The organism is Schlesneria sphaerica, from assembly GCF_044336245.1.
Classification (GTDB): domain Bacteria; phylum Planctomycetota; class Planctomycetia; order Planctomycetales; family Planctomycetaceae; genus Schlesneria; species Schlesneria sphaerica.
In genome coordinates this window covers 6495250-6509065 of the sequence record NZ_CP172346.1, presented here as the reverse complement: position 1 = coordinate 6509065, position 13816 = coordinate 6495250, and the positions used below count along the sequence as shown (strand labels likewise).

At 55.7% G+C, this 13816-nt stretch carries 8 protein-coding genes; 3 read left to right on the top strand and 5 right to left on the bottom strand.

Annotation, left to right across the window (positions count from 1 at the left end):
- Window positions 1–46 precede the first annotated feature (46 nt).
- The 3 genes from ACGY09_RS23360 to ACGY09_RS23350 all read left to right on the top strand — a co-directional run bounded on the left by ACGY09_RS23360 (window position 47) and on the right by ACGY09_RS23350 (window position 6141).
- Entirely contained in the window at window positions 47–310 is a 264-nt protein-coding gene (locus ACGY09_RS23360; RefSeq protein WP_373652564.1) for a hypothetical protein, read from the top strand.
- A 7-nt stretch (window positions 311–317) separates the two neighbouring features.
- The gene (locus ACGY09_RS23355) at window positions 318–2792 is read left to right on the top strand and encodes a hypothetical protein (protein WP_397569640.1); all 2475 of its coding nucleotides are present in this window, start codon (window positions 318–320) and stop codon (window positions 2790–2792) included.
- Window positions 2793–2976: 184 nt separating this feature from the next.
- Window positions 2977–6141 (top strand): hypothetical protein, encoded by a 3165-nt coding sequence (locus ACGY09_RS23350; protein ID WP_397569639.1) that lies wholly within the window; start codon window positions 2977–2979, stop codon window positions 6139–6141.
- Window positions 6142–6897: 756 nt separating this feature from the next.
- Here ACGY09_RS23350 and ACGY09_RS23345 read toward each other — a convergent pair.
- From ACGY09_RS23345 to ACGY09_RS23325, 5 genes are all read right to left on the bottom strand, one after another.
- On the bottom strand, window positions 6898–9243 hold the full coding sequence (locus ACGY09_RS23345; protein WP_397569638.1) for a peptidoglycan D,D-transpeptidase FtsI family protein: 2346 nt from the start codon (window positions 9241–9243) through the stop codon (window positions 6898–6900).
- Window positions 9233–9787 (bottom strand): hypothetical protein, encoded by a 555-nt coding sequence (locus tag ACGY09_RS23340; protein WP_397569637.1) that lies wholly within the window; start codon window positions 9785–9787, stop codon window positions 9233–9235. The genes ACGY09_RS23345 and ACGY09_RS23340 overlap by 11 nt, the downstream gene beginning before the upstream one ends.
- A complete protein-coding gene (locus ACGY09_RS23335) occupies window positions 9784–10734 on the bottom strand; it encodes a rod shape-determining protein MreC (protein WP_397569636.1) in 951 nt (316 codons plus the stop codon). Before ACGY09_RS23335 ends, ACGY09_RS23340 begins: the two co-directional genes overlap by 4 nt.
- Window positions 10735–10915: 181 nt before the next feature.
- Window positions 10916–11965 carry a rod shape-determining protein gene (locus ACGY09_RS23330; RefSeq protein ID WP_373652571.1) on the bottom strand — a complete coding sequence of 350 codons (1050 nt, stop codon included), beginning with the start codon at window positions 11963–11965 and terminating at the stop codon, window positions 10916–10918.
- A 472-nt stretch (window positions 11966–12437) separates the two neighbouring features.
- Window positions 12438–13754, bottom strand: coding sequence for a DUF1552 domain-containing protein (locus ACGY09_RS23325; RefSeq protein WP_397569635.1), 1317 nt, complete (start codon window positions 13752–13754; stop codon window positions 12438–12440).
- Window positions 13755–13816: the final 62 nt, after the last annotated feature.

The following is a 13816-nucleotide window of genomic DNA, read 5'->3' as shown; positions in this document are numbered from 1 at the left end:
TTCGATCAAGAACATGTTTCGCAGGAGGCTGCACTGCAGACAATCCATGACGAATCAATCCCCCCCGCCGAGCGGCGTCGAGATCAAAGAAACCGGTCTGGCGATTGTGCACAAAGGGGAGTTCATCTTCCCTGCAGCAGGTTCTCAGGCAGTCCTTCAATCGGCTACGGGACCAGAAGCGACAGTGGTCAACTATTACTTTCCAATCGAAATTGTGCTCGTCGGTGATCTCAGCGAACAGACTCACCAGGAGATCCAGTCACGAATCTGGGAAAAACTTGGCGACGCACTGGAGCGATCAGGATCGTAGGTACACCGTGTCTGTCATCAATTGCCATATTCCGATCAAGATTACGATCACGGGCCGGCCGACAGACGCTCAGCTCGAGGAACTGTGCGACCGGCTAAGTTCAACACTCAATGCCCGTCTGGAGATCGCAGAGCGAACGATTGCTCAAGCTTTGGAAAGTAGCAGCCGGCCTGGTGACGTAGACGTCGTTCGAGCTCCCTACGAGGAAAGCCGCGACCTTCGCGACCAGCAACTCTACGCCTTACCCTCATACGATAATCGTGGCGAACCACATGGTGTCTCTTTTGAGATCACGGATCCGCTGGAGATCATGGCAGGTGTTACTCCTGCCTCAATCCAGGAGATTGTGCTCGATACGGCTTCTCATCGTGTTCGATTTCTGACGGTTGGCGGCAAAGCACACAATGGAACAATCACTGGCGTAGCCACACGCTTTGGCGGGGAAGGGAAGTACGAGCTGCGTCGCCCCAAGTCAAAGCCCGGACACGCTGCGGACCCAAATCGAACATGGGACATCTTCTATCCCGACGGTCGCCCTTTCAGAGGAGGAATGGAGTTCTCTGTAGCACTCGATATGAGCGACGTTGCGTTTCAGAACCTCAATTACAAGGAACCGGTACGTCTCTCTGTTGTGAACGGCGTGCTGCCCAAACTCGTTAATCTCGAGGCAACGATCAAGCTGATCTCGGAATTGGCAGGCTCAGTCCTTCTGTCAAATGTCCAACAGCAAGAGATCATTCGATTGCTGTCCGAGGTCCCTGTGGAGCAGGCGCCGGAGATCGTGAAAAGGCTGCGAGAAACGCTCGTGAATGGTCAGCCTCTGATTGATCGACTCGACGACGCGATCGATAGCGACGCTAACATTGAGCTTCACGAAGTGCTTTCCAGGCTGAAAGTGCAAAGTGGCGGCGATGCCGCAGCAGCAAAAATTGCAAATGCGATCGTGCTGGCCTGGCATGATGTGATGGGATTTTTCGAGCAGACCTCTGTTTTTGCGATCGAGAAAACGAGTAAAGGCAAGATTCGAATTCGCTATCTTGGGGGCATTGCCGGGGGACTTTATTCGAACCCGGAATACGACGAAATAAAGGACCTCGACGGCGAGACGCGTCTGAACTTGATGACGGCAGACGGCCTTGAATTTGATCCAGAACAGCCCGTCATTGTCCATGACTACGACAGCGGTCGGCAGATTCTTATGACAGCCGAGGATCTCATCGCGTTCCAGCACCTCGGCATCCGCAAGTTCCTCAGCGACGTTGGAACCCTGGCTTCCGTCGCCACCCCGATTGGAGCTGAGACGGCACTTGCTCGGGTTGCCTCGTACGCCATTCAGATTACGCGAGTTGCGGTCCTGATCGCCGAAGAAAACAAACTGAACCTCAGAAAATGGTTCCCGAACTGGGGGCCCAAGATCCTTGCAGCCACAGAGAAAATCAAGATTGCACTTGCAGTCGTCGATATGGCGCAGCTTCTACGAGGCGGCTGGGGGCTGTTCAGAAACTTGAGACGTCTCAGAAATGCCCGGAAAGCAATGGATGCTGCTCCCATCGTTTCATCGGTCGAAGAAGCGGCTCGAGCTGATCAGCAGGCCCTGACACTTGAGAGCCAGGCAGACAAAATTCTCGATGACGCCCAGAAAGCACGCCGCGAGCTTGGGTTGCCGGATGACCTGTCACAATCGATCGAGCAATTTGCCGATGAGACTGCACAAGCGGAAGGTCAAGTCGCACAAGCGATCGATTCCTCACCAGAGCAAGCCGCCGTGGTGGGTAACATTGTTTCTCGAACACCCGCTCAGCGGGCCCGTGAATACATTGCACGGTGGCAAGGACGAATTCTTGATCCAGACAACGCTCTTGAGGAAACTTTCCGACGAGCAGCCGATCCTTCGCTTCGGGTGCAAGGGCGTGCTGCAGCCGCCGAATTGCGCACGATCGAGGGAATTCTGAATGAGGGCCTGGGGGGGCGCAGCGTTGCAAGTGTCGAAGTGATCCCCTCGTCCTCCGCCGGAAGGACTCCTGATCTCGTCGTCCATTTTGGCGATGGAACTGTCACTCGAGTTGAAATCCGAACTGTCTCTTCAGCTCCCCGGGGAAGAGTTGTACCGAAGTCAACGGGAAGCAGAGGCGCTGCCGCACGACAACTGCTTGAGGATACTGAAGTCCGGCTTCCAACACAGACCGATGTCGAAAATGCAGTGCTTGAGAAAGCCAAGGATACGACGAGACGACCGAGCCAGCTGACGGCTCCACTTACTGGAGTTCCTTCTGGAGGAACCATATTTGTGCAGTTGCCATACTCGGATATGGATCCTGCGATGGTGACAGCGGCGATCGTCAAGATATCACCATCACTGGGTGCACACGTCGAACAGATCGTCGTCGTCGTTCAACTACCCCGACCGAGTCCGACCGAGCCTTTGCGTTTTGGTGCCCTGACCTACGTTCGTCAGGGGAATATTTTCAGCCTGATTCCTTAACACTCATTCAAAGGCGCATCACATCAGGATTCTCCAGACTGCCTGTGAGCAGCCTGTGGAGAAATGGGAATTGTCTCCGAAGTCGTCTGGATCTCAATGAGGAATTTGCATCCTTTGAAGTACCTGTCCCCCCCTTATCAACAGCCAGTCAGAATCACGGGTTAGAAATTATGAGCATTCGATCGTGAAGAAGGTGTACCATCTTCCGGCTCGGGCCCAGTGGAATGGAACCCTTCCGGCTGACGAACGAGCCCGCATTGAGAACGCAGCGACTCGCGCCATCCAGCAGGTAATCAGGCGGATTGCGCGCAACGACACCATCATGGAATCCGTTGCAGCAGGCACGACGTTCAACTTCCAGGAAGTATTCCAGAAGTCACGACTTGGACCGCAGGAGGACACGTATTCGGTTCCCAGCTATGATCGTAAAGGTGAGCCGGAGAGTGTCGAACTTCGTCATGATGATGAAGTATTGCTTCCAGCCGACGACAAGGTCATCAGCAGTCCGCCGCCATTTCAAGATGCGGCGGTTCTCTCAGTCCCAGGTCCTAAATACATTCACGTCCGGTCGACTCGCTATGCCACCAGCAACGACATGCTGCACGCCGTCATCTGGGGGAAGCTTCTCTTCGCCACGACGAGTTGGGTGCTCGTCTCCCGGGCGACGAAATCTGACGGCAAGTTGTACTACGTCGCTGCTCTTGAGACTCGAGTGACACAGCAAGATTTGAATGCCCGCCCCACTTCCTCTGCAACATATCCAGGGACATACACTCATCATCGCACGATTACCGACTCCTTCACCGGGGGATACAAGGTCGAAGCCGTCTTCCTGGCAAACGGCGAGTTCACACTTCACTCGCAGCAGGCGCTCGACGCATTCCTCTCAGAGATCGACCCGGATCAGAGGTTAAGTCCATTTGGACCGATCGATCCACGACTGGTCCAATCGGCAATTTTCTCGAAGATCGACGAAATGCTGTCTCGTGGAGACAGTAACAGTCTGGAACGGGCTGCTGACTTGCTGGGTGAGTTGGATCAGACGGCGTTCAGCCTGTTGAAACCGACCGCGCGGATACGTTACATCGAGGCGCTGATTCGAAGCTGGACGAGTGAGCCTCAGGAAAAGGCGATCATTGAAATCTTCAAGAGTGTTGAAGATCAAAACGAACTCAAGTTGCTGATTCAGAAGTTAAAAGACGCAAAACTCTGGGATCAGCTTTTTGACGATCTCGATAGCGAGCTGTGGTCTTTGCTGGTCGTGGTAGGCAAGAAATTTGGAGGTACCGCACCGCTGACCTTCGAACGATTGCTCGCTTTGCTACTGGAAGCGAAGCTGATTCAGATCTTTCCGAGCCTACGTGTTACCGATCAGGGTGTGGAACCGACGATCGAGTTCGTCGATGACGCTTATGAAGCCGCTCGCAGCTTTATTCGATTTATCGGCGGCGCATTCGACGGCGTGCTGATGCTGATCACTCATCCGGACAAAGTGCTTGAAGGACTTGACCAGATCGTCCGCATGATTGTGACTGTTCAGCTTGCACGCTGGGGCGACACAAAAGCCACCAAAGAAGTGACCGCCGCACTTCAATCGGTCGGAGAGCAAATCCTTTGCGCTCTGAAAGGGGCAGCCGCCATGGGAGTCGGCCCGGCTGTTGAACGTCGGATCAAATGGGCGCTGATCTGGGAAATTGCCTCGTGGTTCATCGGAACAGGAGCGATCAAAGCGGCAATGAATGCTGTCGGGGTTACCGAACGAATGCAGTCGCTGGCTCGAATTCTTCAGATCATCGGCCTGATTGGCAAAGCGGCCGAAAGCGAACGGGCGGTGACCAAAATCGAACAACTTGCTCGCATACTGACGAAAGCGAGTAAGACATTCAACGAAGAGGACGCGCTGCTGCGAGCATTATCCAGACTGCCCGAAGAAGATGTGGCACGACTCACCAGGAGGCTCGAGCGGCTGGAACTCAACGAGGCGACTGACGCCGCGAAGCTGCTCAGTGCCAATTCTGATATCGCCGCGACTCTTCGTAAAGCAGAGGTGATCGAGAACTGGGCGAGGTTGGCCGGAGGCTACACTGACGAATTGACAGTCGCATTCGCCAATCTCAGCGGTCCTGGCAAATTGTCCGCCGATGTCATCGATAGCTTGATCAAGCTGGTGCCCAAAGGGAGTGAATCGAAGTTCGCCAAGGTCGTCAGCTCAATGCCACGACAAAGCTACACGACCGCCGGTTTGCAGGCGACAGAGTATCTTAAGACACTTGCATCCAGTTCGGCTCGTATGGACTCATTTCTGGCGATCCATCACGAAACATTTTCGGTCATCTATCTGAGAGCGCAAGGGGATGCGGCGAAACTGGATCAATATCTTGCTGCACTGGAAGAACTCGAGAAGACACTTCCGGCGGCCAATCGCGGCACCGAATATCGAAGAGTTCTCGACCAGATCGCCCGAGGCGATGTCGAGGCATGGTTGCAATTAGAAGATGCCCGCCTCGCAAAATTCGCACCGGAAGAATTGCGACTCGATTCAAAGACGATTGACCATTGGGTCGACGAACTTTTGAAAGACCTCAAGGAACCTGCAAGCGGCGCACAGCCAGTCGTCCTTGACCAACCAACCCCGCCCGCGGTGGGGCCTCCACCAGTCGGCACGTTCCGTGAAGCACTCGATGCTGTCGACATCACCGGGATACCACCAGAGACATTGCGTAAATATCAGTCCAAATGGAAAACGTACACTGGGAAGAATTTGAAGAACGAATCAGATTACATCCGTTTCCGATATGGACATGAAACAGGAAGTCTTCCCAAGGTGATTCGTAACGCACCGCCCCGGCCGCGACAACTGGGGTTCTACAGTGGAGTCGAGAAAATCGGGGGATCGATTCTGCAGAAGGTCCTCGACGAAAGCCTCCCTGCCGGCAGCGCAAATTCGAAGGTCTTTCCGACAGCAGTCGGAAATTGCATTCCCGATCACCTGCCACCAGGTAAGTCGGTGGTCCATCTCAAACCAGACGGTTCCGTCTCTTCCACCAGCACGGGAACACCATTCTCGGCAACATTTGTCGGCGATTCGAAGTACCGGGACATCATTCCTACTACAGATCAGACTCGGGCTTTTGCCAAGCTAGCTGCACACAGCGACGACAAGCGACTCGTCTTCTACGTTCGGTGGCAGCATTCATTTGGAAGTCCGGACAACCTGCTGCGCGACTTCTACGCGGGCTATCGAATCCCGGGCCATCACGTCGCGACGATCGTCGGCAGCGGTGTTCGAGAAGAGGCTGCCAAGGCGGGCGTGACCATTGAATTGATCTCAGATCCGCTGTGGAAATAGTTCGCCGCGTCCTCCGCCAAACCCATTCGGTTCACTGAACCGGCCTTCCCAAGCCGCCCTTCTATTCGATCACTGTATTCGTGCGCCGGGGGGGCAACTGTCCCGGCTACGTGATGCGCGGTCTCAAACAAGACGCGTTTTTCGTGATCGCACCGAACAGGAGCGAGTTCCCTGCTGAGAGGCATGGCATTTCGATCATGGAGACGGGCAGGGGCGGCAGGCGAAAGGTTGAGAGGAATTCGAGGCAGCTGCGTTCCATCTGTTTCCCAGCCACCACACCGGAAAGAAGAGGGCCAGAAAAATGGGCCAGAAACGAAAAAGCCCAGAAGCAACCGGTCCAAGGGGGGCGAAGGACATCAGTTGCTTCCGGGGCGATCGGTCACACAATATTCACGGGACAAATCACATCCATGTGAGACGTCCCGTATCTACTCTTCGTCATCGAAGACATCAGCATCCGTGCACAGTCTTCGATACCGTCCAGCCAGGGGGCTGAAACGAGTAGAGGTATTTCAGTTACGGTAAGGAACTTGAACTAACCAACTCATCTGCTGTTCGCGCCTCGTCAAGGAATCTCAACGTGGCTATCAGACGTCAATTCGCAAGAAAACTTTGATTTGCTGAACGACATGCGTAGCGAGCGGGCGAACAATAGAGGCTAATTTCATCTGGGTCAACACATCTTTTCCAGTAGTACGCATTTTGTAAGAAGCGCAAAAACGAGGGATTTTTTTCCGTTTGCTGGCACACCCCGAATCAATCAACCGAGTGTTCCGAACTGATACGGCTTGCTGACCGATCGCTCAGCAGGGATGACGGCTTTGTCACCAGCCCCAGTTCGACCAGCGTCTTCAAAAAGTCATGAGCCACAGGACCTGCCACAGCACCCCCGCTTCCTCCGTTCTGAAGCACCACCACAAATGCGATGCGAGGCTGTTCCGCAGGGGCGTATCCCGCGAACCAGGCGTGATCGACACCGCTAGTCTCTGCAGTCCCCGTCTTCCCGGCGATCGTGATCTCCTTCATCCTGACCGTCTTATAAGCAGTGCCTCGCGGATGATGTACGACCATGGTCAGCCCCTCACGAACATAGCCGAGCGTCTCACGCCGCAGGCCTTCGATCGGTTGCGCCTGCGATGCGGGAATGGCACTCCGGAGATAGCTCGTCTCATCCATCGACGCAGGCCCCGAGTCCGCAGCAAAATGAGGGGTCACGAGGTGACCGTCATTCGCAATGGCCGCCATGATCCGGGCCATCTGCAGAGGAGTCATCATCAACGACGACTGTCCGATGGACAGGTCGAGTGTGGTTCCGGGTTTCCATTTTTCCTGAACCTCCCCAACCCCCAGCGGTGCATCAGGGACAGGGAGTCGTCCGGCTGATTCGGACGGAAGATCAATCCCGGTGGGCTGCCCGACCCCAAACCGCCTTGCCCAGTCGACCAGCGAGCGTGGCCCCATCCTGCGTGCGGCCGTATAGAAATAAACGTTGCATGATCGGCACAAGGCATCGGCAAGACTCACGTCTCCATGACCGACACCGCTGTGCCGGAAGGGAAGACAGCGATTTCGATCGGGGCGATCAAGAAACCCCTGACAATGGAATTGCGATAAAGGAGGCATTTTTCCACTCTCGATCGCGGCCACGGCGGACACGATCTTGAATACCGAGCCTGGCGGCAATGCCATTTGCGTCACACGTGACAGGAAAGGGCTGCGAGGATCAGATTTCACTTCATCCCATTGCGCCGCGTCAGGTGTGATCAACAGGTTCAAGTCAAATCTCGGTGCCGCTGCGGCGGCCAGGATCGCACCGGTCTGCACATCCAGAGCAACAAGAGCTCCTCCCTGCGGACAAGTCGGATCCCGAAACTGCCCCTGACTCGTTTCCGGATCGACTGTTCCTTTGATGGTGACCTTGGCGAGTGCCTCATCCAGCAGTTGTTCTGCGCGTCGCTGGACATCGGCATCCAGCGTCAGCACAAGGTCACGGCCGTGCTGAGGCAGGCGGACAACACGCGTTTCGACTATTTCACCGCGACGGTTCTTGACGAGCGCTCGTTGACCACGTACCCCTTTCAGCAGGGAATCATAACTTAGTTCGAGCCCACTCAATCCGCAGGGATCACCGAGCCGATAATCCTGGGGGTCGCCGTCAGGAAATCGCTCTTTGCGTTTTGCCAGTTGCTCGTCCGTCAGCGGTTTTCGAATCCCAATGACGTGAGAAGCCAGCTCACCTGCTGGATAGTGCCGCCGCCGATGGACAATGATCTGCGTGTAGGGATAGCGCTCAGGATGAGCTTCAATTTCTGCCCGGCTCTCTGCATCAATTCCGGAGATGACTGTGTGGTATTCGAACTCTTCCTTGACGGGTTGAGGACCGCGATCTCGTTCCGGCGGTTCCGAAAGTGCCTGCTGTAGCTGATCCCAGATTGAATAGACGACGGACGGTGATTTTTCTTCACTTTTCGGCTGCATTTCGCCTGCCGCTTCAGAGCGCTGCAGTTGCCTTCGATAGACCGACTCTTTGATTCGCTCGACCCGCTGCTGCTCTCTCTCGCGCGCCTCGTTGATCTCATCCAGAGATCGATCGGTCAGCTCAGCAATCTTTTGCCAGGCGACTTCTCTCTCAGCGAGAATCTTTGCTTTCTGTTCCTCGACCTTCGCCTGATCCTTGCGATCCGTCTTGCTGAGACGCATCCTGGACTGGTCGGCGACCCACTTCTCGTCTGGGGGATTCTTCAATGCCGGATAGTAGACCGCCAGGTCGTACGTCTCGGCATCGCCCGCCAGAATACTGCCATCCGCCGCGAGAATTCGGCCATCTCGTGCTGGAATGTCTTCCAGTGTCTCTGTCGTTAACGAGAAGGCCGCAGCGAAATCTTCGCGGAGGCTCAGTTGGAGTTGAGCCACACGACCTGTGACGACCAGTACGGGCAGCAGCATCCCAATCCACAGTACAACCAGTCGAATTCGCGGATCCCGGTCAGGGTTGAAGCCCCGATCGGCCGCTGCGTCGTCTCTCTCGGAAAAGGATACGGGTCGATTCAGCATCATGTGCTCAAGAGTTCCCACAATCAGCACGACAACGTCAACGTTCAAATCGGGTCAGCATCGACCATTGGTTATTCAGCGAGAATGTCGATCGCGATTCCTGGCGGCGGATCATTCTGCGAACCAGACGATAAGCAGTCGTCAAGAACAGTACGATGGCCGTCGTATAGGACGCATCGCCGGATGCGAGAATGAGCACGCGCATCGGGTCAACCAACTCTCCGACCAGCCACGCCTGCGTCAGGACGTTCAGACTTCGCCACAGGAATGTGGAGACAATGACAAAGATCGAATAGATCACAGTCCCCCGAGAGGGTGTCTCTTCGAGCGCCACTGTCAACAGACTGGCGATCACGGTCGCGATGGCGAGTTGCACACCGACCCGTTCACTCGAAAGCGAATCGACGCCCAGTCCCAGCAGGGCGGCCCACAGAATTCCCGCCGTCCCCTGATTGAGGAATACCGACGCCACCAGCACCATTCCGGGGAACCATGGCCGCACTTGTTCCCAGCCCAGAATGGGGGCGATGGTCGACTGCAGCACGAGGGCCAGCGAGACCAATGCGGCCGTCACAGCGAACCGGGTCATCATCTCACCACCAATCGTTCCGGGTTGGCCTCGATCCGTAAGACCTGAACCGTCGTGAGTTGCGCGGGGAGCGGAGCAGGGCGAACAAGGACAGTCCATTCATGGTCGTCTGGTCCCAGTTCAGCCTCCACGACACGACCGTAGTAGAACGGCGTGGGGACAACGCCGTCGCGGTCTGCTGTGTAGACAGCGTCATTAAGTCGAACAGATTTCTCGGCTGGAATCCCTTCCAGTTTGCACAGAGGCCCCCCCTGTCCCTTCAGGATTCCCTGGGCTTCAAACACGAACCCCGAATCCGTTTCCCGGATCAGTTGAGCACGTCCGCGGTAGCGAGAATCCGTCACCAGTTGGAATGTGCTGGTCCATTGCCCGACGGTTTCGATCTTCCCAATCACGCAGCGTCCCAAGAGCATTTTGTCCTCAGCCGAGATGCCAAAATCCTCGCCCCCGTCGACGAGCGGGCGCAGGGGCTTTCGATTGGAAATGACGAGTTCGTTTTCGCGCAGCCCCTGATTCGCCCCCTGGGCCAGGAACTTTCCAGCACGCCACTGCTCAGCGACAACATCACCCAGCACAGCGACTTCGGTCAGTGCGGGGGAGACCAAACGCTTCGTCTGGTTGATGGCCGAATAGATTTCGTCCTCTGCGGCCAGTCGTTCGGTCAGTTGCGCCAATCGAAGTTGTAGAGCCCGATTGTTGGCTCTCTCGTCATCCAGTTCTTCCGTCAGTTTGGCCACCAGCGGCCCCTCTGCTCGGTCACCCGCTCCAGCGGATGGATCGAACGGCCTCAAACCAAGACTGTTCGCTGCGTGATTCACTGCAACAAATGCGGGGCGAAGTACATCCATCACTCGTGCCCGAACAACGGTCGTCAGCCCCTCGGGAGCGAAATAGAGACCGATTCCCGTCAGCAACAGACAGCAGCATGTCATTACGGATCGAGTTGCCATGGCCAGCAGCAATTCTCGTTGAGGTTTCAGGACGTGTGTTAGGATGCATTCCGAGATCGATGTCTCACGTCGACGAAAATGGACTCCCGCGCTGACAAACTCCGAATCGCGAGAGCTTCCTGCTCGTGAGGAGAGCCGACTGTGCGACTCGGCCGGTCACGAGGGCAGAAATCCCTGTTCGTCACAAGTTCCGATCGTTTGTTTCAAGCCCCTCTTTCCACTGCGAAAGATGTTCAATGCAAATCGCCGCACCACGGACGACCGTTCGCAGCGGGTCATCTGCGACCCGCACCGGAATCCCCAGGTGCTCTTGAAAATAAAGCGGCAGCCCCGGCAGAAGTGCTCCGCCCCCCGACAGGACCATTCCTGTATCAGAGAGGTCTGCAACCAGTTCGGGATCACATTGTTCAATGACGGACTTCACGCAGCCCAGGATGGCATCGAGCGGACCTCGCAGGGCGTCTCTCACCTGCTCGCTGGTTACCATGGCTTTGCGAGGAACACCGCTCACGATATCCAGCCCACGGACTTCGCAGGTTTGTTCCTGATTCAGCGGGTATGCACACCCGATTTTGATTTTGAGCTGCTCTGCCGACTGGTCACCAATTCGCAGCGCGAAATGCTGTTTCATGTACTCCACAATCGCCTGATCAATTTCGTCTCCGGCGACGCGCAGTGATTTGCTGGCGACAATTTCTGCCAGACTCAATACAGCGACCTCTGTAGTCCCACCACCGATGTCGCAGATCATACTGGCAAGAGGTTCAGAGATGGGCAGACCCGCACCAATACTCGCCGCTTTGGATTCGTTGATCAGATAGACGCGTCCGGCACCGGCACGTTCCGCACTGTTGAAAACAGCACGCTTTTCGACGTTCGTAATGCTCCCCGGAACCGAGATCACAACATTCGGTTTGAATCCGGGAGTGGTTCGAGCGGCCTTCTGGATGAAGTAGCGAAGCATTGCCTCGCACAGTTCAAAATCGGTAATGACGCCATCTTGAATCGGACGGACGGCGGTGATCGAGTCTGGCGTGCGACCGAGCATCTGCTTCGCCAGCTTTCCGACGGCCGTACCGCGTCCCAGAACCTTTCGCGTGCCATGCTGCAGAGCCACAACAGAAGGTTCGTCCAGGACCACTCCTTCGCCCTGAATGGCTACGAGCGTGTTCGCCGTACCCAAATCAATGGCCAGGTCAGGACTCAACCAACGTCGCAGACGATTCAGCATCCGTGCATCCGCCCTTGTCAATATGAATACCGCCCCCTGCCGGTCGAAATCCTTTCGCCGGACTGGTGGACATCGGCACTGTAGTCGAGAATCGGCAATTTTAGCAAGACGCGGTTTTGAACAGCGAGACTGGACAACCCATGAATGCCAAAACAAGTCTGCAGCCGACCGGTTTGCAGCGGAACAGGACGCGACGCGGACTGCCGTCGGCGGTCTTCCCAGCAACGATGGATTGCCAGCACCTCAAGTTCGTCCGTCACCATCGTAAGCTGCTGTGCCGCGCCGGTCGTAACAGGACAAAATCATGACGCACCAACGAAATTTCCCTTTCCTGGACCGCGTCGCGAAAGTTCGCAGCGGTGGAGGAAAGGGAACAGTTTCGCCCCCCATAGGGGCGGCATCCAACGGTGCCTGAGTGAGAGCCTTCCCAGGAGCACAGCGAAAACCGCTGAGACTGGGTGAGCTCAATGGATTACGTCAGATTCGACAGGATACCTTGACCGCAGAAGTCGGGATTTCCAAATCGATCGATTCGGTGACCAAACCCATGAGCAAGCGACATCAGTAGTCGATTGTGCGGAGTACCACCGAACTTCAGCGATCGCCCCATCTTGAAGTCGAGGCCGTTGCCGACAAGCACAAATGGGATGTCGTCTAACGTGTGCGTGTTGCCCTTGCCGAGTTCATTCGTCCAGACGATCAGAGTGTTGTCGAGCAGCGAGCCACTGCCACCCGGTTCCGGAGTTTCGGCCAACCGCTTCGCCAGGTAAGCCACTTGTTCGGCGTACCACTTGTTAATGCGCGTCAGTTTTTCTTGTGATTTCTCATCATCGTCACCGTTGTGTGACAATTCATGGTGTCCTTCGTCGACACCGAGGAACTTCATTTTCTGATCGCCGACCGAGTTGGTGTACTGCAAGGTCGCAACGCGGGTGAAATCGGAAGCGAAGCTGTTCACCATCAACTCGATCTGCATCTTGCTCAGTCGAGGCATGTTTTCCGCGTCTTCTTTGACCCCTGGCTCCAGTTGGGGGACCGCGTGCCCGACGTCGTCTGCCTTCGAGGCACTCAGTTCTCGTTCCATTTCCCGGACGAACGTCGTTTGCTCTTCAAGCAGTTGACGATCCTCGTGATTTACCGAGGCAGCAAGAGTCTTCAGGTCCCCCTGAAGATCATCCAGGATGCTCTTCAGATTCTCCTGCCCCTTCATCCGTCCGTACATCTTCGAGAACATCTGGTAGGGGTTATCGATGGGCGTGTTTGGCTTATTCGGACCTGCGTAGGACATGCGTGTCCATGTATCCGCCCAATCCGGTACCAGCACACCGAATTCCATCGAGCCAAAGCGTGTCCGTGTTGCCGGATTCGCCTGCAGAAAGTTCTTGATTTCCTGATCGATCGAAAGACCGCTCGACCATCCCGCAGGGGTATCCGAGCCCCCTTGAATGTTACCGGGGAAAAGTTCGACACCAGTCAGCAAGCAACCGATGCCGCGCATGTGACTGTCGCCGTCCCCTTTGACGCGGTCACAGACGCCGTGCAGCGTCAGCAGGCGATCCTTGAAGGGTTGAAGCGGCGTCAGACTTTCCTTCAGCGTGAACTCAGAGCCTTCTTCATCAGGCCAGAATGTCGGCGGGACGACACCGTTGGGACTGAAAATGATGACGAGTCGTTGCTTGCGGGCGGATTGATTTGCAAATCCGAGACTCGGCAGGTTCAGTACGAATGGCAGTGCGGCAGCACTCAGGCCAAGGTCCCGAAGAAACTCGCGCCGGGATTGATGAGCCATGATCTTCCCTTCTTTACAGTCAACACGGTTTCCACAACCGTGCTTCTCGATGTGACGTTTCT

Coding starts and splice junctions, on each gene's coding strand:
- ACGY09_RS23360 (WP_373652564.1), top strand. CDS start 47: ATGACGAATCAATCCCCCCCGCCGAGCGGCGTCGAGATCAAAGAAACC.
- ACGY09_RS23340 (WP_397569637.1), bottom strand. CDS start 9,787: ATGATGACCCGGTTCGCTGTGACGGCCGCATTGGTCTCGCTGGCCCTC.
- ACGY09_RS23335 (WP_397569636.1), bottom strand. CDS start 10,734: ATGGCAACTCGATCCGTAATGACATGCTGCTGTCTGTTGCTGACGGGA.
- ACGY09_RS23330 (WP_373652571.1), bottom strand. CDS start 11,965: ATGCTGAATCGTCTGCGACGTTGGTTGAGTCCTGACCTGGCCATTGAT.
- ACGY09_RS23325 (WP_397569635.1), bottom strand. CDS start 13,754: ATGGCTCATCAATCCCGGCGCGAGTTTCTTCGGGACCTTGGCCTGAGT.